22 protein-coding genes are annotated in these 26,920 nt (G+C 68.8%); 13 read left to right on the forward strand and 9 right to left on the reverse strand.

Annotated features, from left to right (window positions below; translation table 11 throughout):
- Positions 1-15: 15 nt before the first annotated feature.
- The 3 genes from EV675_RS09230 to EV675_RS09240 all read right to left on the reverse strand — a co-directional run bounded on the left by EV675_RS09230 (position 16) and on the right by EV675_RS09240 (position 4,399).
- The gene (locus EV675_RS09230; RefSeq protein ID WP_130356966.1) at positions 16-2,730 is read right to left on the reverse strand and encodes an ATP-binding cassette domain-containing protein; all 2,715 of its coding nucleotides are present in this window, start codon (positions 2,728-2,730) and stop codon (positions 16-18) included.
- 78 nt (positions 2,731-2,808) lie between these two features.
- The gene (locus tag EV675_RS09235; RefSeq protein ID WP_242621368.1) at positions 2,809-3,738 is read right to left on the reverse strand and encodes a glycosyltransferase family 2 protein; all 930 of its coding nucleotides are present in this window, start codon (positions 3,736-3,738) and stop codon (positions 2,809-2,811) included.
- A complete protein-coding gene (locus tag EV675_RS09240) occupies positions 3,725-4,399 on the reverse strand; it encodes a PIG-L deacetylase family protein (protein WP_130356968.1) in 675 nt (224 codons plus the stop codon). The genes EV675_RS09235 and EV675_RS09240 overlap by 14 nt, the downstream gene beginning before the upstream one ends.
- A 110-nt stretch (positions 4,400-4,509) precedes the next feature.
- Here EV675_RS09240 and EV675_RS09245 point away from each other — a divergent pair, with 110 nt between their 5' ends.
- Positions 4,510-5,877: a UDP-glucose dehydrogenase family protein gene (locus tag EV675_RS09245; RefSeq protein WP_130356969.1), complete on the forward strand. Its 1,368-nt coding sequence runs from the start codon at positions 4,510-4,512 to the stop codon at positions 5,875-5,877.
- Here the strand turns inward: EV675_RS09245 and EV675_RS09250 are convergent.
- On the reverse strand, positions 5,874-6,752 hold the full coding sequence (locus EV675_RS09250; RefSeq protein ID WP_130356970.1) for a manganese catalase family protein: 879 nt from the start codon (positions 6,750-6,752) through the stop codon (positions 5,874-5,876). The genes EV675_RS09245 and EV675_RS09250 overlap by 4 nt on opposite strands.
- A gap of 215 nt (positions 6,753-6,967) precedes the next feature.
- Here EV675_RS09250 and EV675_RS09255 point away from each other — a divergent pair, with 215 nt between their 5' ends.
- The 5 genes from EV675_RS09255 (at position 6,968) to aspS (ending at position 13,401) form a co-directional block, all read left to right on the forward strand.
- Positions 6,968-9,001, forward strand: coding sequence for a methyl-accepting chemotaxis protein (locus tag EV675_RS09255; RefSeq protein ID WP_130356971.1), 2,034 nt, complete (start codon positions 6,968-6,970; stop codon positions 8,999-9,001).
- A gap of 72 nt (positions 9,002-9,073) precedes the next feature.
- Positions 9,074-10,351, forward strand: coding sequence for a putative Na+/H+ antiporter (locus EV675_RS09260; protein WP_130356972.1), 1,278 nt, complete (start codon positions 9,074-9,076; stop codon positions 10,349-10,351).
- 186 nt (positions 10,352-10,537) lie between these two features.
- A complete protein-coding gene (locus EV675_RS09265; RefSeq protein ID WP_130356973.1) occupies positions 10,538-10,888 on the forward strand; it encodes an FmdB family zinc ribbon protein in 351 nt (116 codons plus the stop codon).
- 37 nt (positions 10,889-10,925) lie between these two features.
- Positions 10,926-11,525: a DUF502 domain-containing protein gene (locus EV675_RS09270; protein ID WP_124687835.1), complete on the forward strand. Its 600-nt coding sequence runs from the start codon at positions 10,926-10,928 to the stop codon at positions 11,523-11,525.
- 76 nt (positions 11,526-11,601) lie between these two features.
- The gene (gene aspS, locus EV675_RS09275) at positions 11,602-13,401 is read left to right on the forward strand and encodes an aspartate--tRNA ligase (RefSeq protein ID WP_130356974.1); all 1,800 of its coding nucleotides are present in this window, start codon (positions 11,602-11,604) and stop codon (positions 13,399-13,401) included.
- A 161-nt stretch (positions 13,402-13,562) separates the two neighbouring features.
- Here the strand turns inward: aspS and EV675_RS09280 are convergent, their stop codons facing one another.
- Positions 13,563-14,186 (reverse strand): helix-turn-helix transcriptional regulator, encoded by a 624-nt coding sequence (locus EV675_RS09280; protein WP_130356975.1) that lies wholly within the window; start codon positions 14,184-14,186, stop codon positions 13,563-13,565.
- A 175-nt stretch (positions 14,187-14,361) separates the two neighbouring features.
- Between EV675_RS09280 and EV675_RS09285 the strand changes: the two genes are divergently transcribed.
- Genes EV675_RS09285 through EV675_RS09300 form a run of 4 tightly spaced genes read left to right on the forward strand, consistent with a single transcriptional unit; the run spans position 14,362 to position 21,400 of the window.
- Entirely contained in the window at positions 14,362-15,471 is a 1,110-nt protein-coding gene (locus EV675_RS09285; RefSeq protein WP_130356976.1) for an efflux RND transporter periplasmic adaptor subunit, read from the forward strand.
- A 13-nt stretch (positions 15,472-15,484) separates the two neighbouring features.
- Positions 15,485-18,571 carry a MexW/MexI family multidrug efflux RND transporter permease subunit gene (locus EV675_RS09290; RefSeq protein ID WP_130356977.1) on the forward strand — a complete coding sequence of 1,029 codons (3,087 nt, stop codon included), beginning with the start codon at positions 15,485-15,487 and terminating at the stop codon, positions 18,569-18,571.
- Positions 18,572-18,581: 10 nt separating this feature from the next.
- Positions 18,582-19,994 carry an efflux transporter outer membrane subunit gene (locus EV675_RS09295; RefSeq protein WP_130356978.1) on the forward strand — a complete coding sequence of 471 codons (1,413 nt, stop codon included), beginning with the start codon at positions 18,582-18,584 and terminating at the stop codon, positions 19,992-19,994.
- A complete protein-coding gene (locus EV675_RS09300) occupies positions 19,991-21,400 on the forward strand; it encodes an MFS transporter (protein ID WP_130356979.1) in 1,410 nt (469 codons plus the stop codon). The genes EV675_RS09295 and EV675_RS09300 overlap by 4 nt, the downstream gene beginning before the upstream one ends.
- Positions 21,401-21,410: 10 nt before the next feature.
- Here EV675_RS09300 and EV675_RS09305 read toward each other — a convergent pair whose 3' ends face one another.
- Positions 21,411-21,839, reverse strand: a complete 429-nt coding sequence (locus EV675_RS09305; RefSeq protein ID WP_130356980.1) for a VOC family protein — start codon at positions 21,837-21,839, stop codon at positions 21,411-21,413.
- Positions 21,840-21,920: 81 nt separating this feature from the next.
- Entirely contained in the window at positions 21,921-22,802 is an 882-nt protein-coding gene (locus EV675_RS09310; RefSeq protein ID WP_341273598.1) for a LysR family transcriptional regulator, read from the reverse strand.
- A 127-nt stretch (positions 22,803-22,929) separates the two neighbouring features.
- Here EV675_RS09310 and EV675_RS09315 point away from each other — a divergent pair, with 127 nt between their 5' ends.
- Positions 22,930-23,352, forward strand: coding sequence for a VOC family protein (locus EV675_RS09315; protein ID WP_130356981.1), 423 nt, complete (start codon positions 22,930-22,932; stop codon positions 23,350-23,352).
- Between the two features lie 131 nt (positions 23,353-23,483).
- Positions 23,484-23,855 carry a DUF423 domain-containing protein gene (locus EV675_RS09320; RefSeq protein WP_165404514.1) on the forward strand — a complete coding sequence of 124 codons (372 nt, stop codon included), beginning with the start codon at positions 23,484-23,486 and terminating at the stop codon, positions 23,853-23,855.
- Between the two features lie 109 nt (positions 23,856-23,964).
- On the opposite strand, the gene EV675_RS09325 is transcribed toward EV675_RS09320, so the two are convergent.
- Positions 23,965-24,528 (reverse strand): NADPH-dependent FMN reductase, encoded by a 564-nt coding sequence (locus tag EV675_RS09325; RefSeq protein ID WP_130356983.1) that lies wholly within the window; start codon positions 24,526-24,528, stop codon positions 23,965-23,967.
- 149 nt (positions 24,529-24,677) lie between these two features.
- Here EV675_RS09325 and EV675_RS09330 point away from each other — a divergent pair, with 149 nt between their 5' ends.
- Positions 24,678-25,550 (forward strand): endonuclease/exonuclease/phosphatase family protein, encoded by an 873-nt coding sequence (locus tag EV675_RS09330; RefSeq protein ID WP_130356984.1) that lies wholly within the window; start codon positions 24,678-24,680, stop codon positions 25,548-25,550.
- Here the strand turns inward: EV675_RS09330 and EV675_RS09335 are convergent.
- Entirely contained in the window at positions 25,542-26,894 is a 1,353-nt protein-coding gene (locus EV675_RS09335; protein WP_130356985.1) for an MFS transporter, read from the reverse strand. The genes EV675_RS09330 and EV675_RS09335 overlap by 9 nt on opposite strands.
- Between the last annotated feature and the right edge of the window lie 26 nt (positions 26,895-26,920).

The following is a 26,920-nucleotide window of genomic DNA, read 5'->3' on the forward strand; positions in this document are numbered from 1 at the left end:
GGGAATGGGGGGGGCTCAGGCGGTCGGACCCGGGCCGGGGCGCGTGTGGTCGCGCACCAGCGTGGCGACCGTGGCGGCCAGTTCGTCGGGGTCCACCGGCTTGGCCAGGTGCACCTGGAAACCCGCCAGCAGCGCGCGCATGCGGTCCATGGGCTGGGTGCGGCCGGTCAACGCGACCGCCGGCATGAGGTCGGGCAGCGAGACCGAACGCCGGGATTCCAGGCTCCGGATCTCCTGCAGCACTTGATGGCCGTCTTCGTCGCCCAGCGACAGGTCGCACAGCAGCACGTCCGGCCACTGCTCCGACGGGGTGCGTTCCAGGTAGGACAGGGCGGCATGGCCGGAGTCCATGGGCAGCACCTTCGCCCGATAGGTTTCCAGCACGGCGCCGATCTGCTCCAGGACTTCGGCCTGGTCGTCCACGGCCATCACGCTGATGCCGTCCAGCGACACCGCGCCCGCCTTGCCGTGTGCGGGCGGAGCTTCTTCGGCCACCGCGCGCAGCGGCAGGCTGAGCACCCGCGTCTCGCCCCGGCCCGTGCGCACCGCGTGTGTCGTCAGCTTGCCGCCCTGGCCCTCGACCACGGCCCGGATGTGCATGGGATCGAACACCGTCGAACCGTCCGGCGACACGGGGGGCGGCACGGAGCCGTGCTCCAGCGCGACGATGGCCTCGTCGTCGCGGCCGTCGGTGACGGACAACCGCGCATTGCCGTCGGTCGTGTCCAGCCGCAGTTCCATGCGGCCGCCGGGCGGACTGACGGCGATGGCGTTCATGCAGAGTTCGGATACGACTTGCTGCAAAGTGCTGGGGTCGCCGGTGACCCGATATGGGTGCGACCCCATGAAGGTGTAGAGCTCGATGGCGCGCTCCTCGATCAACGGCCGCAGCCCGTCCAGCACGCTGGCCACCAGCGCCACCATGTTGACGGGCTGACGGCTGAGCTGGCGGCTGGTGCGCTCCAGTTCGCTCTGCTTGAGCTGCAGGTTCCACATCTGGGCGTACATGCCCTGGCTGGCCAGCAGCGCTTCATGCGTGCCGCGCTCGACGATGCGGCCCTGGTCCAGCACCAGGATCTCGTCGGCATCGACCACGGTGGACAGCCGATGCGCGATGATCAGCGTGGTCCGGTCGCGCGACAACTGCGCGAGCTCGGTCTGGATGGCGCGCTCGGCCATGGTGTCCAGCGCCGAGGTGGCCTCGTCGAAGATGAGGATGGGCGGGTTCTTCAGGATGGCGCGGGCAATGGCGATGCGCTGGCGTTCGCCGCCGGACAGCTTGACGCCGCGTTCGCCCACCATCGTGTCGTACTGCGCGGGCAGGGCGTTGATGAACTCGTGGATGCGCGCCGCCCGCGCCGCTTCGATGATCTCCGCCATCGAAGCGCCGGGCCGACCGTAGGCGATGTTGTACGCCACGGTTTCGTTGAACAGCGCCGTGTCCTGCGGCACCATGCCGATGTGGGCGCGCAGGCTCTTCTGGTCGATGGACGCGAGGTCCTGGCCGTCGATGGTGATGCGGCCGGCGTCCGGTTCGTAGAAGCGGAACAGCAGCCGGGCCAGCGTCGACTTGCCCGAGCCGCTGCCGCCCACCACGGCCACCGTGGCGCCGGGATCAATCCGGAAGTCCACGTTCCAGAGTATCTGCCGGCCAGGTTCGTAGCCGAAGTCGACCGAGTCGAACCGGACCTCGCCCCGCTTGAAATCCAGCGGCGGCAATTGGCGCGCCTCGTCCGTCTCGGGTGGGGTGTCGAGCAGCGCGAACAGGCGCTCGGCGTTGATGACGGCATCCTTGGACTGGCGGAACACCATGCCCAGCGTATTGAGCGGCAGGCTGATCTGGATGATGTAGGCGTTGACCAGGACCAGGCTGCCTACGGTCATGTGGTCCAGGACCACCTCGCGGCCGGCCAGCAGCATGACCGAGGCCACGCCCATCGCGATGATGGCGCTCTGGCCGACATGCAGCACGGACAGCGCCTGCTGGTTGGCCACGCCCGCTTCGCGCCATCGTTCCAGCAGCTTGCGAAAGCGCACCAGTTCGTAGCGTTCGTTGGTGTAGAACTTGACCGTCTCGTAGTTCAGCAGCGTATCGACCAGACGCCCGCTGGTGGCGGAATCCGCGACGTTCATCTCGCGTTGCAGCGCCGCGCGGCGCTCGGTCAGCGCGAAGGTGAAGATGCTGTAGCCCAGCAGCGCCAGCGCCACGATGACGGTGAACCAGATGTCGTAGCCGATCGCCAGGACGACGGCGACCACGCCGATCTCGAACAGCGTCGGCACGACGGTGAACAAGGTGGTGCCGAGCAGGAAGGTGATGCCGGCCGATCCGCGGTCCACGTCGCGTGCCAGCGACCCCGTCTGGCGCGCGACGTGGAAGCGCGGACCCAGGCGGTGCAGGTGCGCGAAGGTGCGTTCGTTGAAGCCGGCCACGATTTCGTGCAGCACCGGCGAGAACACCACGTCGCGCAGTTCGTTGAACAGGGTGCCCAGGAAGCGCAACAGCGCGTAGGCCAGCAGCAGGAAGACGGGCAGCACCAGCGGATGAGCGGGTTGGCTCAGTTCGTCCACGACGCTCTTGAGCAGCATGGGAACCGCCACCATGACCAGCTTGGCCAGGATGAGCAGCGCCAACGCCGCGAATACGCGCCGCCGCGCCACCCAGAGGGGCGGACCCAGCGTGCGTGCGAGCTGCTGGCTGAGGGGCTTGGCGCTCGTGGCCTGGGCCATGGACGACGGACTCCCGTGACGGCGCGGTCGCGCCGGAACGCGGCCCACAGCAATATGCATACCCGGGATGCGGCAGCGCTAGCGTTCGCGCGAGGATGGCGCCGAGCGCCGGCCGGGCGGCGGCACGGGGCTGCCCCCTGCCTCCATGCCGCGCGCCAGGGTCCGCCGCATGGCCAGCACCCGGGGCGGAACGACGCGGCGTTGGCCGGGAATCCACCGCAGTCCGCCCAGCGCCGACACGGCGACGGCAAGCCGATCCGTGCCCCGCAGGCCGCTTAGGATGCGCAGGGTTTCCCGGCCGGCCTCGGCCAGGGGCAGGCGCAGCCACGCCGTCCAGATCTCGTTGCGGGCCAGCAAGCGGCGCCGCAGCGGGGTATCGCGCCTGGGCGAGGGCTGGTGGCGGGTGACGATGCGCGGGCAATAGACCATGCGCCAGCCGGCGGCGGCGAAGTCCAGGGCCATCAATGCTTCTTCGGCTCCGATGAAGAAGGCGGGATGGTAGCCCCCGGTCTCCAGGAAGGCGCAGGCCCGCATGACGGCGGCGCCGGCTAGGAAGCCGAGCAGGGCCTTGCCCGGCAGCCCGCGCGAAGGCAGCGGGCTGCGCGCCATGCGCTCGCAGGCGGGATCGGGACGTTCTTCGGCGCGCACCCGTACTTGCGCGCACAACACGGCGATGTCGGGGTGGCGGTCCAGGAGGTCAGCGGCCAGGTCCAGCGAGTGCGGCTGCCAGCAGGTGTCGTCGTCGCAGAAGGCCACGTAGGGCGTGCGGGTCCATTGCACGCCCAGATTGCGGCCGGCGGCGCCCAGGTTGCCGCCCGCCTCGATCACGTGCAGGTCCGGAAAGGCTGCGCGCAGCGCGTCCGCGGTGCCGTCGCGGCTGCCGTTGTCCACCACGCACAGCCGGACCCGGTCGGGCAGCGCGCTCAGTCCGCCGACCGTGCGCAGCACTTCGTCGCGCCGGTCATGAGTCAGGACGACGATGGTGACGCGGGGTTCAGCCGGTGCCATGGCGCGCCAGCCTCCATAGGCGTTCGGGCAGATCCGTATCCTCATGGCCGCCTTCGCCGAAGGCGCGCAACTGGCTCGCGTAGGCGCGCACAGCGCGCGCTTTCAAGCCGCGGGCCGGCGGCGCGATGGCGGGCGTCAGCCGCCAGCCCGAGCGCAGCAGCGAGGCCAGCCGTTCCTGCAGCAGGCCGGGAAGGCGGCGGTACAACGCGTCTTCGTAGCATAGCCAGTCCAGGTCCGGATACCGCGCGTGCATGCGCAGGCACGCCTCGTGGACGACGAGGTGGTCGGAGTGGAAAAGGCCCATCGGCACGGCCACCATGCCGCCGCGCTGGCGCTCCAGGCAGGGGGCGAGTCGTTCTTCGATGTCTTCGGGCCGATAGTCGCCCCCGTACTGCGCATCGAGCAGGTCCAGCCACACCGGCCTGGCGCCCAGCATCGCCAGCGCCGCGACATCCTCGGCGCGGCGGGCACGCATGGCTTGTTCCGCGTCCAGGAAACCGCATCGGCGGTCCCAGTCGGTCAGGCAGGAGTCCGTGGGCGTTCCGGCGAAAACGGTGACGACCGTGGCGCCGGGCGTGCGCTCGAGCAGCTCGCCGCAACTGAAGACGGCATCGTCCAGATGGGGGGACACGATGATCGGGGCAGGTGGTGAATGGCTCATGGCGGCTACCTTGCCACCGGCCGGGCGGAACAGGTGTAACGAGATTGAGACCCGCGCCAGGGGAACGGATCTTGCTGGATGGAAGATCCGACATTCACAGGGAGCAGGCCATGAATCTCGCCGTCATCGGTGCCGGCTACGTAGGACTCGTGACCGGCGCATGCCTGGCCGACGTGGGCAACCGGGTGCACTGCGTCGACCGCGACGCCGCCCGGCTGCATCAGCTCCGGGGCGGCCATCTGCCCATCTACGAGCCCGGGCTCGATGCGCTGGCCGCGCGCAACGCGTCCTCGGGCCGGCTGGTGTTCACCGATGACCTGCCGGGCGCCGTGGCCGACGCCGATGCGGTATTCATCGCGGTGGGCACGCCCTCGCGCGAGGACGGGGCGGCGGACATCGGCCAGGTGCTGCAGGCTGCCGCGGACATCGCGCGTTCGGCCACGCGCGACCTGCTGGTGGTGGTCAAGTCCACCGTGCCGGTGGGGACCTGCGACCGTGTGCGCGAAGTCGTCGAGGCGGAACTGGCCCGCCGCGGCGCCCCGTGCGAACTGAGGGTGGCCTCCAATCCGGAGTTCCTGAAGGAAGGGCATGCGGTCGAGGATTTCCAGCGTCCCGACCGCATCGTCATCGGCACCTCCGACGACGATGACTGCGCCTTGCTGCGTACCCTCTACGCGCCCTACAACCGCAACCACGACCGGCTCATCTGCATGGACATCCGGTCCGCCGAGTTCACCAAGTACGCCTCGAACGCGATGCTGGCGGCCCGGATCTCGCTGATGAACGAGCTGGCCTGCCTGGCCGAGAAGGTGGACGCCGACATCGAGTCGGTACGCCGTGGCACCGGCTCGGATCCGCGCATCGGCTATGACTTCCTGTATGCCGGGGCCGGCTACGGCGGGTCCTGCCTGCCCAAGGACGTGCGCGCGTTGATACGCCTGGCCGACGAGTACGGCGCGGCGGCCGACATACTGGGCAGCGTGCAAGCGGTCAACCTGCGCCAACGGGCCCTGCTGTACGAGAAGATCGACCGCTTCTTCCGCGGCAGGCTGGCCGGCCGTCGCATCGCGGTATGGGGCCTGGCCTTCAAGCCGGCCACCGACGACATTCGCGAGGCGCCGTCCATCGACCTGATCGGGCGCCTGCTGCGCGCCGGCGCCACGGTGCGAGGCTACGACCCCGTCGCCGGCGCCAATGCGCTGCGGGTCCTGGGGCAGGATGGGTTCTCCATCGCGGACGATGCCCGGGCCGCGTGCCAGGGGGCCGATGCGCTGGTGGTGATGACCGAATGGCGCGAATTCAAGTCGCCGGATTTCCGCGGCCTGGCCCGGGCCCTGCGCGCGCGGGCCGTTTTCGACGCCCGCAATCTGTACGATCCCGGCTACGTACGATCCTGCGGCCTGCACTATGAAGGCGTGGGACGGGCCGGCGGCCATCCGGCGCATCGGCCTTCGCCCGTCCCGGCCGCCGTGCGCTAGCGTCCGGTTTCCGCTCCCAGCTCGGCCCCGGTGGTGGGGTCCGCGTCGGGGTCGGAGGCCGTACGCGCGGCAAGGTCTTCCAGCGCGGTTTCCTCGTCCGGGTCCAGCGCTACCCGGGGCTGGCCGTCACCCCCATCCACCGCGCACTGCTCCTTGCGCTCGGACACGTAGGTGAAATGGCCGTCGCCGTTCCACGAGCCGCGCATGTCGCCTTCGCCTTGCGACATATTGAAATAGACGTTGGCGAAGTGCGGGTCGCCCGGAAGCTTGCCGGGTGGGAAGTTGGGCGTGATCGCGTACAGGGCCTTCTCGAAGGACTGCTGGTGCGAGATCTCCCGCGTCATCAGGAATTGCAGCGCGTTCTTCACGCCGGCGTCGTCGGTCAGGTTGATCAGCCGTTCGTAGATGATCTTGGCGCGGGCCTCGGCGGCGATGTTCGACCGCAGGTCCGCCGTCGGTTCGCCTATCGAGTCGATGTAGCCCGCATGCCAGGGGGCGCCGCCCGAATTGACCAGCGCCGGGCCGCCCCCGTAGAGCACCTGGGTCAGGTGCGAGTCGTTGCCCGCGCCGGTGATGGACCGGTAGAGTTCGGCGGTTTCCTCGGCCGCTTCGGCCAGCTTGCCCTTGGCCCCTTTGTTGAGCATGGCGACGATGGTGCCGATCACCTCGAGGTGGCTCAGCTCCTCGGTGGCGATGTCCAGCAGCATGTCCTTGCGGCCGGGGTCGTCCTCGGCCAGCCCCTGGGTGAAATAGCGACACGCGGCCGCGAGCTCCCCCTGCGGGCCGCCGAACTGTTCCAGCATCAGGTTGGCCAGCCCCGGATTGCATTCCGAGACGCGGACGGTGTATTGCAGGCGTTTGTTGTGCGCGAACATGAAGATCTCCTTGAGGAACGAACGCTTCGCCCCGCAGGAATCGTTCCCATGCCGCCTACCGGGATATCCCGGATGCGCCGGCCCGTCATCCTCCAGCAAAAAATGCTCAACTCCCGCCCCCCGCTGCCGTAAACACGGAAACGCCCGCCACGCGAAGGGCACGTGTGCGCACGAAACGACCGGCACGAGCCGGCAACAACGGTTTGGGGTAAAGAATGGCTGTGTCTCTCGGCTTGGGTCGGCGTTCGCTGGCCAAACAGGTACTGGTGCTGGCGCTTTCCGTCAGCGCCGTCGTCTCGCTGGTGACCGCCGTCGTCGTGGCCTGGCAGGGCTTGAAGGCGGGCAAGGAGGCGGTCGAGCGCGAAATGATGGACGCGCTCGGTTCTGTCAATTCCAGCCTCGTGTCCTCCTTCGAGTCCTCGCGGGGGCGGGTCGAACGCCAACTGCTGGTGTTCCAGCGCATGCTCGGCGAGCTCCCGTCGCCGGACGGCACGCTTACGGAAACCGGGGTCGCCGGCGAAGTGATGACGGTGCGGGCGGGCGAAAACGTCCTCAACGGCAATTCCGCCATCCTGCAGCGCATGCGCAGCTACACCGGCGCCGAGCCCGAACTCGTGGTGCGCCACAACAACCGGTGGATCCGCGCCGCGACCCTGCTGCGTGGCCCCGATGGCTCGCCGCTGACCGGCCAGCCGGTGCCCGCCGACGATTTCGTCGCGACCACCATGGACTCGCAGCAGGCGGCGACCAACGTCGTCTATCGCAACAAGCGGTGGTATGCGCTGCACGTGCGGCCGCTCAAGGACGACAACGGCAAGATCTTCGGCGGCATTGCCCTCCAGGTCGACATGTCGGACGACGTCGCCAGCGCGCTCGATTTCATCGAGAGGACGGAGGTGGCCGGCCACGGCACCATGTTCGCGATGACGCCGTCCGTGAACGGCACCTCGGAGTTCCTGGTCCATCCCCTCTACAAGGGCAAGACCGTGGAGGAAACCCCGGAAGCCGACCGGCCCTTCTTCCGCGACCTGGTCGACCATGGACTGGGCTCCCTGGAGGCCCACCTTTCCACCGACGACTCCGATATGCTGGTCTCGTACCAGACCGTGCCCAACTGGGGCTGGACGCTGGTGGCGACGGGGCCGAAGGCCGCGTTCATGGCGGTGCAGTACAGGCAGCTCGCGCTGATCGTCGGCCTGCTGGTGGCCGGAGGCCTCCTGACCGGCCTCCTGATCTACTACCAGATGTCCACCGCGCTGCGGCCGGTGCGGGACGTGGTCGAAGGGATCGCGAGGCTGGGCGACGGCGACCTGACGCGCGACGTGCCGGCTGGGCCGCGCGGTTCGCGCAACGAGATCCACATCATGGCCGATCGCATCAACGCCACCCGCGCCCGCATCGCCCATCTCGCCCAGCAGATGAATTCCACCGGTTCGCAGGTCGCCACGGCCACGACCCAGACGCTGCAGGCCCTGCACCAGATCGGCAAGGGCACCGAGGTGCAGTCCGAGGCGGCCAGCGGCGTCGCCGCCGCGGTCGAGCAACTGACCGTGTCCATTTCGCAGATCGCCGACAACACCCGCGAAGCCAACAGTTTCTCCCGCACGTCCAGCACGGCGGCCGAGGAAGGCGCGGTGGTCGTGACCCAGACGGTGTCCGAAATCGAGAAGATGGCCGGCCAGGTCGCCAGTTCGGCCGAGGTGGTGCAGGAGCTGGAAGCCTCGTCGCGGCAGATCTCGGCGGTGGTCAAGACCATCCAGGAGATTGCCGAGCAGACCAATCTGCTGGCGCTGAACGCCGCCATCGAGGCGGCCCGCGCCGGCGAGGAAGGGCGCGGCTTCTCGGTGGTCGCGGACGAGGTCCGGGGCCTGGCCGAGCGGACGAAGTCCTCGACGGCGCAGATCGCCCAGGTCATCGCCGCGGTGCAGAAGCAAACCTCGGTGGCCGCCGATGCCATGCGCCAGGTCAACGCCGACATGCAGCGCTCGGCCGAAGGCGCGCGCCAGGCCGGCGACGTGCTGGTCCGCATCCGCGAGGCCGCCGGTCGCACGGCCGAAGTCATCGCCGACATCTCGAACGCCGCCATGGAACAGAAATCGGCGTCCGAGCAGATCGCCAGCCGGGTCGAGCAGATCGCCCAGTATTCCGAGGAATCGGCGGCGGCGGTGCAGCAATCGGTCGCATCGGCCGAGTCGCTGCAGAACCAGGCGCAAGTCCTGGACGAGACCATCCGCACCTTGAGGACGTGAGGGGCGCCCGAAGGGCGTAGGGGGTGGGCTACACTCCACAGGCACCTTGCCAGTCTAAGACGCCCACCAGTAATGACTCTCGCCTCCGTCAGCGCGATCGAGCTGATCGCCACCGTCCTGTTCGCGATCGCGATCATCCATACCTTTTCGGTGCCCGCCTTTGCCGCGCTGGCGCACAAGGGTGGGCGGCACGCGGGGCTTTGGCACTTGCTGTCCGAGGTCGAGGCGGTATTCGGGTTCTGGGCCTTCGTGCTGCTGGTGGCCATGGCCGGCCTGTCGGGCGCCGGGGCGGCCGTCGAGTACATGGACACGCGCAATTTCACCGAGCCGCTGTTCGTGTTCGCCATCATGGTCATCGCCGCCAGCCGGCCCATCCTGAACCTGGTGACGCAACTGGTGGGCGCCGTTGCCGCGCTGGTGCCGGGCAGCCGGTCGGTCGCGGTCTACTTCCTGACTCTGTCGGTGGTGCCGCTGCTGGGTTCGTTCATCACCGAGCCGGCGGCCATGACGCTGGCGGCGGTCATGCTGCGCGACACCAGCTTTCACCGCATCGAGGACACGCGTTTCAAGTATTTCACCCTGGGCGTGCTGTTCGTCAACGTCTCGATCGGCGGGGTCCTGACCTCGTACGCGGCGCCTCCTGTGCTGATGGTGGCGTCCACCTTCGGCTGGGACAGCGCCTACATGCTGGCCCATTTCGGCTGGCGCGCGGCATGCGCGGTGGTCCTGAACGCGCTGATCGTGACGCTTTGCTTCCACCGCCTGGTCCGGGCCCAGACGCCCGCCGCCTCGGGCGAAGCCGGGCAGGAGCGCCGGGTGCCCTTGACCGTGACGGCCGTGCACCTGGCCTTTCTGGCGGCTGTCGTGCTGTTCGCGCACCATCCGGCGGTGTTCGTCGGGCTGTTCCTGCTGTTCATCGGCTATACCGAGGCCTACCGGAAGTACCAGCGCCCGCTGATGATCAAGGAAGGCCTGATGGTGGGGTTCTTCCTGGCCGGTCTGGTGGTGCTGGGCGGCCTGCAGAAATGGTGGCTGCAGGACCTGCTGGCCGACATGTCGCCGCTGGTGCTGTACTGGGGCGCGACCGCGCTGACCGCCGTCACCGACAACGCGGCGCTGACCTATCTGGGTTCGCTGGTGGACGGCACCTCGGAAGCCTGGCGCACCATGCTGGTGGCGGGCGCCGTCACGGGCGGCGGGTTGACCGTCATCGCCAATGCACCCAATCCGGCCGGTTTTGCGGTCCTGAAGGGTTCCTTCCCGGGCGGGACCATCACGCCGCTCGCCCTGCTGCTGGGCGCCGCGCTGCCTACGGCGATCGCGGCGGTCTTCTTCCTGCTGCCGGTCTAGGGGCGGTGAATTTCCCGCCGGCGCCGTTTTTCCGCCTCGTCGCGCTAAATACCCAAAAAGTCGCTAAAATTCAAGGCTTTGATCAATTTCCCGAAGTCCGGCCCGCCGGTCCAGATAGCTTTGGCCGCTCTTTGAGTGTTCCCCGCGGACGCGGGGATGAACCGGTATGCCTGAGGAGTCTTGGCGATGCCTATCTACGCCTACAAGTGCAGTGCCTGCGGACACCAGCAGGATGTCTTGCAGAAGCTGTCCGATGCCCCGTTGACCGACTGCCCCCAGTGCGGGCAGTCCACTTTCTCCAAGCAATTGACCGCGGCTGGCTTTCAGCTCAAGGGATCGGGCTGGTACGTAACCGATTTCCGCAACAACGGTGGCGGCAAGTCCGGCGGTTCGGCCGCCTCGTCGACGTCGTCCACGGAAGGCAGCTCGTCCACGGAAAACAGCTCGTCCACGGCAAGTGCTTCGTCCGGCTCGGATTCCGCGGCTTCGTCGGCGCCGGCCACGCCCGCGCCGAGCACGCCGCCAGCCTCGACCTGACCCGGACGCGGCGCCGTCCGCTCCTACTGGAACCTTCGTGTTCAAACGCTACTTCGTCACTGGATTGCTGATCTGGGTCCCACTGGTCATCACCTTGTGGGTCCTGGGCCTGGTCGTGTCGACGCTCGAGGCCGTCGTGCCGTCGGTGCTCACGTCCGAGTCGCTGTTCGGCACCCACATACCCGGCTTCGGCCTGGCGGTGGTGATCCTGGTGGTGCTGCTGACGGGAATGGGCGCGGCCAACCTGCTCGGGCGCAAGCTGCTCGAGGTCTGGGAAGGCCTGCTGGGCCGCATCCCGCTGGTGCGTTCCATCTACAACTCGGTCAAGCAGGTCAGCGACACGGTGCTGGCGCCCAACGGCCAGGCCTTCCGCAAGGCGGTGCTGGTGCAGTATCCGCGCGAAGGATCCTGGACGCTGGCCTTCCTGACCGGGACCCCGGGCGGCGAGGTGGCCGAACACCTGCCCGCCGACTGCGTGAGCGTTTACGTACCGACGACGCCGAATCCGACGTCGGGCTTCTTTTTGATGGTGCCGCGCGCCGATATCGTCGAGCTCGGCATGTCTGTGGATGCGGCCTTGAAGTACATCGTATCGATGGGGGTGGTGGCGCCGGGTTCTCCGGCGCGGGGCAATTGACGTCCCCAAGGACGTCCGGCGCGCGCGTGCGCGGCCCGGCCCTGCATCGATACACACCAATTTAGACGGAGATTTCATGCGTACCTGCTATACCGGCCAGGTCTCGACCGAGCACCTGGGACAAACCGTGACCCTGTTTGGCTGGGTGCATCGTCGCCGCGACCATGGCGGCGTCATCTTCATCGACCTGCGCGACCGCGAAGGCCTGGCCCAGGTCGTCTGCGATCCTGATCGCGCCGACACCTTCCAGATCGCCGAGCGCCTGCGCAACGAATTCTGCGTGCGCGTGACCGGCCTGGTCCGCAAGCGCCCCGAGGGCACGACCAACCCCGCGCTGAAATCGGGCGAAATCGAAGTGCTGGCGCACGACATCGAGATCCTGAACGCGTCGGTGACGCCGCCGTTCCAGCTCGACGACGAGAACCTGTCGGAAACCACCCGCCTGACGCACCGCGTGCTGGACCTGCGCCGCCCGCAAATGCAGCAGAACCTGATGCTGCGCTATCGCGTGGCGATCGAGTCGCGCAAATACCTGGACGGCCTGGGTTTCATCGACATCGAAACGCCCATGCTCACCAAGAGCACGCCCGAAGGCGCGCGCGACTACCTGGTGCCCTCGCGCGTCAACCCCGGCCATTTCTTCGCGCTGCCGCAATCGCCCCAGCTGTTCAAGCAACTGCTGATGGTGTCGGGCTTCGACCGCTACTACCAGATCGTCAAGTGCTTCCGCGACGAGGACCTGCGCGCCGACCGCCAGCCCGAGTTCACCCAGATCGACTGCGAGACCTCGTTCCTGAACGAACAGGAAATCCGCGACATCTTCGAGAACATGATCCGTCACGTGTTCAAGGAGGTGAAGGGCGTCGAGCTGGCCAACCCGTTCCCGGTCATGCCGTGGAGCGAGGCCATGGGCCGCTTCGGTTCCGACAAGCCGGACCTGCGCGTCAAGCTCGAGTTCACCGACCTGACCGACGTCATGAAGGACGTCGACTTCAAGGTGTTCGCCGGCGCTGCCAACAGCGAAGGCGGCCGGGTGGTGGCGCTGCGCGTGCCGGGCGGCGCCGAGCTGAGCCGCAGCGAGATCGATGCCTACACGCAATTCGTCGCCATTTATGGCGCGCGCGGCCTGGCATGGATCAAGGTCAACGAACTGGCCAAGGGCCGCGACGGGCTGCAATCGCCCATCGTCAAGAACATCCACGATGCCGCGCTGACCGAGCTGCTCAAGCGCAGTGGCGCGCAGGACGGCGACATCCTGTTCTTCGGGGCCGACAAGGCCCGCGTGGTCAACGACTCGATCGGCGCGCTGCGCGTGAAGATCGGCCACAGCGAGTTCGGCCGCAAGCAGGGCCTGCTCGAGGGCGACTGGAAGCCGCTGTGGGTGGTCGACTTCCCGATGTTCGAGTACGACGAGGAAGAGCAGCGCTACACCGCCGCCCACCATCCCTTCACCTCGCCCAAGGACGGCCACGAGGACCTGCTGGAGACCGATCCCGGCGCCTGCCTGGCCAAGGCCTACGACATGGTGCTGAACGGCTGGGAAATCGGCGGCGGCTCGGTCCGTATCCACCGCGAGGAAGTGCAGAGCAAGGTGTTCCGCGCGCTGAAGATCGATGCCGAGGAAGCCCAGGTCAAGTTCGGCTTCCTGCTGGACGCGCTGCAGTACGGCGCGCCCCCGCACGGCGGCATCGCCTTCGGCCTGGACCGCATCGTCACGATGATGGCCGGCGCCGAGTCCATCCGCGACGTGATCGCCTTCCCCAAGACCCAGCGCGCCCAGTGCCTGCTGACGGGCGCGCCGTCGGAAGTGGACGAGAAGCAGCTGCGCGAACTGCACGTGCGCCTGCGCGCCGCCGAGGTCAAGACGGCGCAGTAAGCGACCGGCTTCGCCACGCGGCCATCCGGGCCCCGCTTCGAAAGAGGCGGGGCTTTTTTCATCGTCGGGCCGCCCCAAGATGAAAAACGCCCCCTTGGCGGGCAGCGCCGCCGCGCAGCGGCAAGCGTGGGGGCTTTTTTCTTTTTTTCTTGTAAGCGCCCCTACACCTTGTGGATGCGGTACACGCAGCGGCCACCCCCCGCCAGCAGGTGCTGCTCGCGCGCCACCTGGGCGTCCTGGCCTGCGATCTCCTGGAACAACTGCAGTTCCGAGCGGCAAAAGCCCTGGCATGCCTGCGCCGCCGCGCAGATCGGACAGTGGTCCTCCACCAGCAGCCAATCGGCGCCGTCGCGCTCCACCCGCGCCATGTAGCCCTCGTTGGAACGGACCTGCGCCAGTTGGCGCAGGCGTTCCTCCAGGCTTTCGCCATCGCAGGCCGCCGCATAGGCGACGCGGGCTTCGGCCTCGCGCTTGGCGATCAGGCGGTCCAGGCCTTCCTCGCCGAACAACTGCCGGATCGAATCGATCAACTGCGTCGTCAACTGGGCGTGCGTGTCGGGAAAACGACGGTTGCCCGCCTCGGTCAGGACCCAGTCCTGGCGTGGCCGGCCGGCGCCCGCCGCGGGCTGCTGTCGGCCTTCCACCAGACCCGCCGCCACCAGCTTCTGCACCTGCTGGCGCGCGGCCTCGGAGGTCAGGTCCAGCTTGCGGGCGAGGGTGGCGGTGGAGACCGGCCCATGGGTCTTGATGAAGAACAGGATGCGATCGGCGGTAGGGAATACCATTCAATTTTCCAAGGTTTTTCTTGCATAAATAAAAGGTGCTCTCTAATATGCAAGAAACTGCTTTGATAATAGGCCTTGCCGGTCCCGTTGTCGAGGAATCCGGGTTGCCGTTTGCGTTTCCCCGGTCCCGCGGCCGCGCCCGGACGGGCTCCCTCCCTCCTTCAAGGTTCGCATCATGCGCAAGAAAATCCTGGTGGGCACGGCGATACTGGCCGCCGTCGTCCTGGCCGGCGTGCGCGTCGCCGCATCGGGCGGCGACGACGCTCCGCCCGCCGCCTCCTATCCCGCGCCCAAGGTGGCGGTGGCCGGCGTGCAGCGCGCCCGGCTGCCCCAGGTCTACGTGGGCGTCGGCGAACTGGAGGCCGTCCGCCAGGTCCTCCTGGCCACCGAAGTGGGCGGGCGCATCACGCGCATCGCCTTCGAGTCGGGCCAGCGAGTCAAGGCCGGACAGGTGCTGGTGCAGTTGAACGATGCCCCGGAACAGGCCGAGGCGCGTCGCCTGGAGGCGCAACTGCGCAACGCCGAACTCCAGCTCGCCCGCGTGGTCCGCCTGCTGGACGAGGATGCCGCCACGCGCGAACAGCTCGACAACGCCCGCGCCGCGCGGGACATGGCGCAGGGGGAATTGCAGCGGGTCCAGGCCCTGATCGCGCAGAAGACGGTCCGCGCGCCGTTCGACGGCGTGCTGGGTCTGCGCCGTGTCCATGCCGGGCAGTATCTGAATGCCGCAGATCCCATCGCGACGCTAGTCGATGCCGCGTCGCTGCGGGCCAATTTCTCGCTGGACGAACAGGCCGTTCCGCGGCTGCGGACCGGCCAGCCCGTGGACGTGCGGGTGGACGCCTATCCGGGCAAGCGCTTTCGCGCCACGATCAACGCCATCGATCCGATGATCTCGCGTTCGCGCACCGTGCGGGTCCAGGCCAGCCTGGCCAATGCGGAAGGCGCGCTGAAAGCGGGCATGTACGCCAGCGTCAGGGTCGAGCGCCAGGATGGCCCGGCCTCGGTGCTGGCGGTGCCCGAGACGGCGGTCACCTATACCGCCTACGGCGATACGGTGTTCGTCGTGCAGGATGCGCCGGGCAAGGGGCTGGTGGCCAAGCGGGTGGCGGTCAAGGTCGGTACGCGCCACGAAGGCCTGGTGGAAATCGAAGAAGGCCTGCGCGAGAACGACCGCGTGGTCACCTCGGGCCAGCTCAAGCTGAACGACGGCATGCCGGTGGAACTGAGCGCGGGCGATACGCTGCGCGACTCCGCGTCCGCCACGCGCGTCTCCGGCATCTGAACCGGGTGCCGCCATGACATTCACCGACGTCTTCGTCCGCCGCCCGGTCCTGGCCCTGGTGGTCAGCGCGCTGATCCTGCTGCTGGGCCTGTTGTCCCTGAGCCGGCTGCCGATCCGCCAGTATCCGCTGCTCGAGAGTTCCACCGTCACCATCACGACCGAATATCCCGGCGCCTCCGCCGAGCTGATGCAGGGCTTCGTCACGCAGCCCATCGCCCAGGCGGTGTCCTCGGTGGAAGGCATCGACTACCTGTCCTCGTCTTCGGTGCAGGGACGCAGCATCGTGACGGTGCGCATGGAGTTGAATCGCGATTCTACGCAGGCCCTGGCCGAGGTCATGGCCAAGGTCAACCAGGTGCGCTACCGCCTGCCCGAGCAGGCCTACGACCCGGTGATCGAGCGGTCGGCCGGCGAGTCCACCGACGTCGCCTATGTCGGCTTCGCCAGCGACACGCTGTCGATGCCGGCGCTGAGCGACTACGTGCGCCGGGTGGTGGAGCCGAAGTTCTCCGGCATCGAGGGCGTCGCCAAGGTCTCGGTCTATGGCGGGCAGCGGCTGGCGATGCGGCTGTGGCTGGACCCCGACAGGCTGGCAGGGCGGGGCCTGACCGCGGCCGACGTGGCCGAGGCCGTGCGGCGCAACAACTACCAGGCGGCGCCGGGCAAGGTGAAGGGCATGTACGTGATCGCCAACGTGCGTGTCGATACCGATCTCATCAGTGTCGAGGAATTCCGCGACATGGTGGTCCACAGCGACGCCAACGGACTGGTGAGGCTGCGCGACGTCGGCACCGTGGAACTGGGCGCGGCCTCGACCGAGAGCAGCGCCACCATGGACGGCACGCCGGCGATCTTCGTGGGCCTGGCGTCCACGCCGTCCGGCAATCCGCTGGTGATCGTGGACGGCATACGCAAGCAACTGGCCGAGATCGACAAGACCCTGCCGCCGGGCGTGCACGCGCGGCTGGCGTTCGAGACCTCGCGCTTCATCAAGGCGTCCATCGACGAGGTGGTGCACACGCTGATCGAGGCGCTGGTCATCGTGGTGGCGGTGATCTTTCTGTGCCTGGGGTCGCTGCGCACGGTGCTGGTGCCGATCGCCACCATTCCGCTGTCCATGCTGGGCGCGGCGGCGCTGATGCTGGCGTTCGGCTTCAGCGTGAACCTGCTGACGCTGCTCGCCATGGTGCTGGCCATCGGGCTCGTGGTGGACGATGCCATCGTGGTGGTCGAGAACGTCCATCGCCACATCGAGGAAGGGCGCTCGCCCGCCGCGGCCGCGCTGATCGGCGCGCGCGAGGTGGCGGGCCCGGTCATCGCCATGACGCTGACCCTGGCGGCCGTGTATGCCCCCATCGGCCTGATGGGCGGGCTGACCGGCGCCCTGTTCAAGGAGTTCGCGTTCACGCTGGCGGGCTCGGTGGTGGTGTCCGGCGTGATCGCGCTGACGCTGTCTCCGGTGATGAGCTCCTTTCTGCTGCCCGCGCAGCAGAACGAAGGGCGCATGGCCCGGCTGGCCGAGCGTTTCTTCGGCGGCCTGACGCGCGGCTACGCAGCGGTGTTGCAACGTTCGCTGCGGCACCGCTGGGTGACGGGCACGCTGGCGCTGGCGGTCTGCGTGAGCCTGCCGGTGCTGTATTCGATGCCGCAGCGCGAACTGGCGCCGGTGGAGGACCAGGCCAGCGTGCTGACCGCGGTCAAGTCGCCGCAGTACGCCAACCTCGACTACGTCGAACACTTCTCGCGCAAGCTGGACGACGTCTACAAGAGTCTGCCCGAGACCACGGGCCGCTGGATCATCAACGGCAGCGACGGACTGGCGTCCAGCATAGGCGGCATCGACCTGTCGGCCTGGGGCGAGCGCGACCGTTCGGGAGCCGAGGTCCAGTCGGCGCTGCAGGCGGCCGTGAACGACGTCGAGGGCAGCAGCATCTTCGCGTTCCAGCTGCCTGCGCTGCCGGGCTCCACAGGCGGACTGCCGGTGCAGATGGTGCTGCGCAGCTCGCTGGACTACCGCACCCTGTTCGATGTCATGGAGGACGTCAAGCAGCGTGCCCGGCAGAGCGGTCTGTTCGTGGTGGTGGACAGCGACCTCGACTACAACAATCCCGTCGTGCAGGTGAAAGTGGACCGTGCCAAGGCCAACAGCCTGGGCATAGGCATGCGCGACATCGGCGAATCGATGGCGGTGCTGGTGGGAGAGAACTACATCAACCGCTTCGGCCTGGACGGCCGTTCGTACGACGTGATCCCGCAAAGCACGCGCGAGCGGCGGCTTACGCCCGAGGCGCTCGCACTCCAGTACGTGCGCACCGCCGAGGGCGACCTCGTGCCGCTGTCATCGGTGGTCGCGGTGTCGATGCAGGTCGAGCCCAACAAGCTGACCCAGTTCGACCAGCAGAATTCGGCTACCTTCCAGGCCATTCCCGCGCCCGGCGTGACGCTGGGCGATGCGGTGGCCTTCCTGGAATCGGTGGCGGCGAGCCTGCCCGCGGACTTCAGCCACGATTGGCAATCGGACGCCCGCCAGTACAAGCAGGAGGGCAATGCGCTGGCGCTGGCCTTCGCCGCGGCGCTGATCGTCATCTACCTGGTGCTGGCGGCCCAGTACGAAAGCCTGATCGATCCGCTGGTCATCCTGATCACCGTGCCGCTGTCCATCTGCGGCGCGCTGATGCCGCTGGCGCTGGGCGGGGCCACGCTCAACATCTATACGCAGATCGGGCTGGTGACGCTGATCGGCCTGATCAGCAAGCACGGCATCCTGATGGTGGAGTTCGCCAACGAACTGCGCGCCGCCGAAGGCCTGACGCCTATCGAGGCCGTGCTGCGCGCCGCGCAGATCCGCCTGCGGCCCATCCTGATGACCACGGCCGCCATGGTGTTCGGGCTGCTGCCGCTGCTGGGCGCCTCCGGCGCGGGCGCGCAAAGCCGCTTCGGCCTGGGCATCGTCATCGTCTGCGGCATGGTGGTGGGCACGCTGTTCACCCTGTTCGTGCTGCCCACCGTCTATTCGCTGCTGGCCCGCGACCACGCCACCGGCGAAGCGCGCCGGCGTGAACTGGCCGAGGCCGGCGCCGCCGCGCCGCAGGCGCATTGAGGAGCATCGCATGTACAAGCAACCTGTCATGCCCGCCATGCTGGCCATGGCGGCACTGATCGCCGGATGCGCCGTCGGGCCCCGCTACGAGGCGCCGCCGGTGGCTACGATCGCGCTGGCCAGTCCCGAGCAGGCCCGGTTCTCCGCCCAACCTTCCGCGGCGCCCTGGTGGTCGTTCTTCGACGATCCCGCGCTGGAGCGCCTGATCGCCGCCGCGCTGGAACGCAACCACGATGTCCGCCAGGCCTATGCCAGCCTGCAAGGCGCGCGGGCGATGTACGACGAGCGCGAGCTGGATCGCTATCCCGCCGTGACCGCGCAGGCCGCCTGGCGCCGTGGCGTCCAGCAGCAGGCCATGGCCACGGGCGATCCCGAGCGCAAGCCCTTCGAGAACTTCCGCGCCGGGTTCGATGCGCAGTGGGAAATCGACCTGTTCGGCCGCCTGGCCCACCTGGCCGCGTCGGCCCAGGCACAGGCCGACGCGGCGCGGGCCGACCTGGACCGCGTGCGGCTGGCCATCGCCGCCGACGTCGCCCGCTATCACTACGAGTACCAGGGCTTGCAGCGCCGCCTGGAGGTCGCGCGGGCCCAGGCCGAGAGCTGGCGCCAGACGGTGCGGCTGGTGGACGCCAGCGTCCGCGCCGGCAGCGGACTGCGAGAGGACCTGGAGAACGCGCGCGCGAACCTGGCCCGCAGCGAGGCGGCCATCGCGCCGCTGTGGGCGGCCAGCCAGGAGACCCGCTACCGGCTGGACGTGCTGCTGGGGCGGCGGCCGGGCGAGACGGCCGTGCCGGCCGATGCCGGCGGGCAGGCCCCGCTGGTGGGCCGCCTGCCGCTGGGCGACGTCGACGCGCTGATCCGCAACCGGCCCGATGTGGTGCGCGCCGAAAGACTGCTTGCCGCCAGCACCGAAAACGAGGGCGCGGCCACCGCCGACCTTTATCCGCGCGTGAGCCTGGGCGGGTTCATCGGCTTTTTCGCGCTGCGCGGCGGCGACCTCGGCGGCGCCGCGCGGGCGTTCGAAGTCGCGCCCACCGTCGACTGGCCGGCGTTCCGGCTGGGCAGCGCCCGCGCGCGGCTGCGCGCCGCGCACGCGCAGTCGACCGGCGCGCAGGCCCGCTACGAACAGACGCTGCTGCTGGCGCAGGAAGAGGTCGAGGGGGCATTGACGCGGCTGGCCCACCAGCAGGAACGCCTGGCGGCGCTGGCGCGGTCCGCGGCGCACGCGCGTTCGGGGCTGGAGATCGCCACGCGGCGCTATCGGGCCGGCGCGGGACCGTACCTGGCCGTGCTGGAGAACCAGCGCAGCTACTACCAGATCAGCCAGGAGGCCACGGAAGCGGAGACCGCCTCGTACGTGAACGCGGTGGCCTTGTACAAGGCCCTGGGCTGGGGTATGGGCGCAGCAGGAGAAAATTCATGAGCGCATCGGCCTTGCCCGACGCTTCCTGGGGCGAACTGCTCCACGGCCGCAATGCGCTGCGGTCCATCGCGCTGGCCGGCGGCGTCGCGCTGCATGCCATCAACGTCTATGTCGTAACTACCATCCTGCCCAGCATGATCGCCGACATAGGCGGGCTGGAGTACTACGCCTGGAACACCTCGCTGTTCGTCGTCGCGTCCATCGTGGGGTCGGCGCTGTCGGCCCGGCTGCTGGAACTGCTGGGGCCTCGCGGCGCCTACCTGCTGGCGCTGGCCGCCTTTGCGGCGGGATCGGCATGGTGCGCGCTGGCCCCTTCCATGCCCAGCCTGCTGGCCGCCAGAACGGTGCAGGGCTTCGGCGGCGGCGTGCTGCTCGCGCTGAGCTACGCGCTGATCCGCCAGGTGTTCGAGGCCCGCCTGTGGCCCCGGGCGATGGGGCTGGTGTCGGGCATGTGGGGCGTGGCGACGCTGTGCGGCCCCGCGGTGGGCGGACTGTTCGCCGGGGAAGGGCATTGGCGCTGGGCCTTCTGGTCGCTGATTCCGGTGGCCGCCGTGCTGGCCGCCATCGTGTCCGTCCAGTTGCCGGGCCGGACGCGGCCCGCGGGCGATGCCGGCATGTGTCCGCCTTACGCGACGATAGGCCTCCTGGTCGTGTCGGTGCTGGCCGTGTCCCTGGGCAGCCTGACCTCGAGCGCGCTATGGAACCTGGCCGGCGTCGCGGTGGGCTGCCTGCTGGCCGTGGGCATCGCGGCGATCGACCGGTGCGCCGCCGCGCGGCTGCTGCCGACGGGCGCGTATTCGCTGTCGGCCCGGCTGGGCATGCTGTACGCGTTGATGAGCCTGCTGGTGGTCGGCATCACGACCGAGATCTTCGTGCCGTATTTCCTGCAGGTCATCCACGGCATGACGCCGCTGGCTGCGGGCTACCTGACCGCCGTCATGGCGGGGGGCTGGACGCTGGGTTCGGTGGGCAGCGCCGGCCGGCGCGGCACCGCGGCCGACCGGATGGTGCGCGCGGGTCCGTGGATCAGCCTGGCGGCGCTGGTGGCGCTGGCGGTCCTGACGCCGCGCGCCGGCTGGCTGGAAAGCGTGCCGGGCCTGGTGCTGTACTGCCTGGCGCTGGCCGGCGTGGGCCTGGGCATAGGCGTGGGCTGGCCGCATCTGCTGACACGGCTGTTCGTCGCGGCGCCCGCCGGGGAAGAAAACCTGGCGTCGGCCTCGATCACGACGGTGCAGCTGTACGCGATGTCGCTGGCTTCGGCGCTGGCCGGCATGGTGGCGAACGCGGCCGGGCTGGCCGATCCGGGTGGGGTGGCCGGCGCCCAGGGCGCCGCGCTCTGGCTGTTCGGCGCCTTCGCCGTGGCGCCCGCGCTGGCCGTGTTCCTGTCGCGCCGCGTGGCGGGCTGAAGCCGAACGGCTACGGAGGATTCAGTTCCGAGTCCTGCCACGGGTCGTAGCTGCCGAAGTGCCAGACGTAGCCTTCGGGATCGGCGAGCGTATAGCCCTTGCCGCCGTAGTCCTCTTCCTGGATGGGGCGCACGATGCGGGCGCCGGCCTTGATGGCGGTGGCGTAGTGCGCATCGGGATCGGCGACCACGACGTAGGGCGTCTGCGTCTGCCGGCCGCCGATGTCGGCCGGAAAGGCGGTGAGCTGGCGCATGAGTTCGCTCGTTCCCGAGCCCAGCATGATCATGCCGTCTCCCAGAGTGAGCTGCGCGTGCGCGATCGTGCCACCTTCGCCCGGTACCACCAGGTGCTGGACAAAGCCGAACGCCTGGCAGAGCCAGTCGATGGCGGCGGGGGCGTCGCGATAGACCAGGCAGGGCATGATGGAGGTGCGTGTCATGAACGGTCTCCTGGAGCGGGAAAGCATGGGGGGCGTACGAAAACCGTAGCACGGCGCCCGCGTGGCGAACAAGGCGCCGCGTCAGGCCCGGGCTTCCAGCTCGACCGCCTGTTCGCGCATGTCGTCGATCAGCGCTGCCAGCACGGTTTCGTTGGCGTCGCGCGGGTGCGCGACCACGCCGATCTCGCGGAAGAAGGGCGGTCCGGGCAGCTCGACGATGCGCACCTGCCGGTCGGCGGCCGCGTCCACCAGCGCGCCCGGGATGACGGCGCAGCCCAGCCCCTCGCGGACCATGCGCAGGATGACGGCCGGTTCGTCCAGTTCCATGAATTCGTCCACGCCGCTCGAGAGGCGACGCAGGAACTGATCGACCAGATGTCCGCCATGCGACTTGCGGTTGTAGCGGATGAAGGGCAGCGCCGCCGCCACCGCCTGCCAGTCGCCCCGCGTCCCGCGCGGCGCGATGCCGACGTAGCGCTCGCGCATCAGCGCCGTCCACTTCAGGTGGCGGGGCAGGTTCAGGTTCGGCTTGATCAGCACGGCCAGGTCCAGTTCCTGCTCGTCCACCTGCGTCAGGAGCTGCGAGGACATGCCCGGCACGACGTTGACGTGCACGGCGGGCTGGGACAGCCGGAAGCGCCGCAGCGCGCCGGGCAGCAGCCCGGTCTGCGCCGTCGAGATCGCGCCCACGGTGATCGCCATCGGCGCCGGCTGCCGGCTGGCGCCGCGCATGGCCTGGTAGCGCTGCACGATGTGCTCGGCCTCGGGCAGCAGTTGGCGCCCGCGCTCGCTCAGGCGCACCGACTTGCCTGCCCGCTCGAACAGCAGGCAGCCCAGGTCTTCCTCCAGCCGCTTGATCTGGGTGCTGACGGCCGACTGGGTCAGCCCCAGGCGCGCGCCGGCGGCCGAGAAGGACGAGCCGCGGGCGGCGGCGATGAAGGTCTGGAGGTAGCGGATCACCATGGGAACAGCGGGGAGTTAATAGAAAAAATCGATGGCAAGGCCGGGAAACTTTCGTTTCGCATCGGAACTTTCGTTCAATACAATCATAGCCCGGGCCCGGATGGCGGGCCTGCACCGGAGTTTCCTCATGGCTGGCATTCCCCTGTTCCACCTCGCTTTCCCCGTCGACGACCTGGCGCAGGCGCGGGCCTTCTATGGCGAGCTGCTCGGCTGTCCCGAGGGCCGCAGCTCCGACGCCTGGGTCGACTTCAACTTCCATGGCCACCAGATCGTGGCTCACCTGTCGCCGGGCGAGGCCGGCACGCGCCATACCAGCGCGGTCGACGGCGACGACGTCCCCGTGCGCCACTTCGGCGCCATCCTGCCCATGGACGAATGGGAGGCCCTGGCCGAGAAGCTGCGCCAGGCCGGCACGCGGTTCGTGATCGAGCCGCACGTCCGCTTCAAGGGCGAAGTGGGCGAACAGGCTACTATGTTCTTTTTGGATCCTTCGGGCAACGCGCTCGAATTCAAGGCATTTGGCGACCTCGGCCAGGTGTTCGCGAAGTAGCCGGCAGGCGGCGCGATCCCGGCCAGGCCGGTTTTTCATCGCCGGGCCGCCCCAAGATGAAAAACGCCCCCTTGGGGGGCAGCGCCGCCGCGAAGCGGCAAGCGTGGGGGCATTTTTCAAGGAAGCGCTGCATGTTGTTATCTTCTCGAGTCCTGCTGGGGTGCGCCGCACCGATGGGCGCCGCCGGCGTCATGCTGGCCGCCATGGCCACGCACCTGACGGGAGGCGGCATCCTGTCCACCGCCGCGCTGTTCCTGCTGCTGCACGCCGCCGCCATCACCGGCCTGGCCGCCATGGTGCCCCACGTCCAGCGCGGCCGCACCGCCCTGATCGGCGCCGCGGCCCTCATCATCGCCGGCACGCTGCTGTTCTCCGTCGACCTGGCCCTGCGCCAGCTGGCCGGCATGAAACTGCTGGGCGGCACCGCCCCCTTCGGCGGCGGCGCCATGATCGTAGGCTGGCTGGGCGTCGCCATCGCCGCCCTCATGCCCAACCACCGCTGACCCCCACCAGCCCGTTGGTTGCCAGGGCACAGCGGATCCGGCTCCGCCGGTCCGCCAGTGCCGCCCCCTCGAGGGGGCGCCCGAAGGGCGTAGGGGGTGGGCTTCCCTTTCAGGGCGTAGGGGGGGGAAACTTCTCCACCCAAGCCACGTACCGATCCACGAATCCCTGGATGAACTTGGCGCTGGCCTCGTTGGTGATCTTGCCTTCCGCGTCCACCAACCCGCCCGTGTACTGCACGAAAATGCTCGGCTGAGGCAGCACGGGCACGTCCAGCGCCGACAGCACCATGCGCAGGTGTTCCTGCGCCAGCGCGGTGCCGACCTGGCCGGGCGAGGCGCCCATGATGCCGGCGGGTGTGCCCGGCCACGAACTCTTGCCCCAGGGGCGCGAGCCCCAGTCCAGCGCGTTCTTGAGCACGCCGGAGTACGACCGGTTGTATTCCGGCGTGAAGAACAGCAGGCCGTCCACGGACTCCACCTGCTGCTTGAACGTGACGACGGACGCCGGCAGGGCGGTATCGAGATCCTGGTTGTACAGGGGCAGGTCGCCGATGGCGATTTCTTCGGTCTGGAAGTGGGACGGCAGCAGTTTCGTCACCGCCTTCGCCAGTTGGCGGTTGAACGATTCCTTGCGGAGACTGCCGATGATCACGCCGATCTTGGTGGTGCTCATGAAGATTCCCGGATCTGGATGCGAAAAGGGGATGCCGGAGCGCGGTGGCCACGCGTGGCGGCCGGCCGCTCCGGAGCGGGGAACTGCCGATTCATGATAGCGCAGCGAATCCACTAGAATGTATCCCTTGTCCCATCTTGATGCTCACGATGTCAGTCGTTCGTATCGTCAGCTACAACATTCACAAGGGCGTGTCCGCCCTGGGCAAGCGCGAGTCCGTGCAGGAACTGCGCCTTGGTCTGCACGGGTTGCGCGCGGACCTGGCCTTCCTCCAGGAAGTCCAGGGCCGCAATGACAGGTCCGGCACCTTGCACGAGCAGCACGAGATGCTGGCCGCGGCGCTGCGGCTGGAGGCCGCCTATGGGCGCAATGCCGTCTACCGGCATACCGACCACGGCAATGCGCTGCTGTCGCGCTTCCCCATCTTGTCGCACCAGAATCAGGACATCTCCGATCACCGCATGGAGCAGCGCGGCCTGTTGCACGCGTGCGTGGGCATAGGCGGACACGAGGTGCATTGCTTCGTGGTCCATCTTGGACTGTTCGCGGGCAGCCGCTCGCGCCAGGTCGGCGCGCTGGTGTCGCGCATCGAGGAAGTCGTGCCGCCTTCGGCCCCCATCCTGATCGCGGGCGACTTCAACGACTGGACCAACGTGCTGTCGGACATCCTGGTCGAACGCCTGGGGCTGCATGAGGTGTTCGCGACCGCGCCGCGGGGCAACAACGTGGAGCTGCCGCGCCTGCGCGATTCGGTCCGCATGCTGGGCCGGGTGCTGCGGGGCGGGGAAGCTTCGCCCTGGCGGCTGCGGCCGGGGTTCCAGGGGCCGCCCAAGCTGGGCCTGGGCAACGAGCTGATGGCGCCTCGTCCGCCCCGCACCTTCCCCGCCATCTTTCCGTGGTTGAGGCTGGACCGCATCTACCAGCGCGGCTTCTCGGTCAGGCAGGCCAGCGTGCTGTACGGCCGGCCCTGGACGCGCCTGTCCGACCACGCGCCGCTGCTGGCCGAACTGGAACTACCCTGACAACTGCGTGCCGGGCCGCGCCGCGCTGACCGCGGAGGCCGCGGCCAGGAACACGGCGGCCAGCACCAGGCCGGTGGTCGGCCCGTGCGCCGAGGCGGCGGTGAAGGCCAGCGCCACCAGCGCCGCGCCCAGGGCCATGCCGAACTGGCGCGCGGTGGCCTGCAGCCCGCCCGCGCCGCCGCTGCGATGGCGCGGCGCCGCGGTCAGCATGACCCGGTTATTGGGGGTCTGGAACATGCCGAAGCCTGTGCCGCAGACCACCATGCAGGCCATGATCCAGCCGTTGGGCGTGCTGGCCGGCAGCAGCGAGATGACCACCAGGCCGCCGGCAACCAGCCCCGCGCCTATCGAGCACAGGATCGATGGCGCGATGGACTCCGACAAGCGCCCGGCCACGGGGGCGGCGATGGCCACCGCCAGCGGCCAGGGCACCATCAGCATGCCCATTTCCAGCTGGCTGCGGCCCAGGGTCTGCTGGAAGTAGAAGGGCAGCGAGATGTAGGAAATGGTCTGGCCCGAGAACGCGCAGACCGAGGCGCCGACCGAGAACGCGAACTGGCGGATGCGCAGCAGGTCGAGCGGCAGCAGCGGCGTCGCCTGGGTCAGTTCGCGCCGGACCAGCGCCAGACCGCTGACCGCGCCGCAGGCCAGCAGCGCGAGCGCCGTCATGAAATCGTGCAGCAGCCGGTCCACGCCGACCACGATCAGGCCGAAGGTCAACCCGCTGAGGGCGGCGCTGAGGGCATCGAAAGGGCGCTTGGCGAGTTCGGTCTCGGGCAGCATGCGGCTGCCGATGGACAGGATGAACAGGCCGATGGGAAGGTTGACCGCGAACAGCCATGGCCAGGAGGCGACCGACAGGATCAGCGATCCTATCATCGGTCCGGCGGCGGACGAGGTCGCGACGACCAGCGCGTTATAGCCGATGGCCCGGCCGAACTGCTTCTGCGAATAGATGAAGCGCAGCAGCGCCGGCGTGACGCTCATGACCGCCGCCGCGCCCAGGCCCTGGAACACGCGGAAGGAAATCAGCATCGTGAACGACTGCGACATCGCGCAGCCCGCCGAGGCGATGGTGAAGGCCGTCAGGCCCGCGCCGAACACCCGCCGGTAGCCCAGGATTTCGCCCAGCGACGAGAAGGGCAGCAGGGCGACGACGATCGCGAGCTGGTAGGTGTTGACGATCCAGACGGCCTGGGCAGGCGAGACGCCCAGGTCACGCGCGATGGACGGCAGCGCGACGTTGGTGATGGTGGTTTCCAGGACGGTCATCGCCATCGCCAGCATCGTGGCTGCCAGGGCCCAGTACTTGCGCGGCGGGGTAAGTCCGTCCAGGGGATGCATCTTCTTGTTGTGCGTGCGCCGTGCGC

Origin of the sequence: Pigmentiphaga kullae, from assembly GCF_004216695.1 — a bacterium.
In the GTDB taxonomy this organism is placed as follows: Bacteria; Pseudomonadota; Gammaproteobacteria; order Burkholderiales; family Burkholderiaceae_B; genus Pigmentiphaga; species Pigmentiphaga kullae.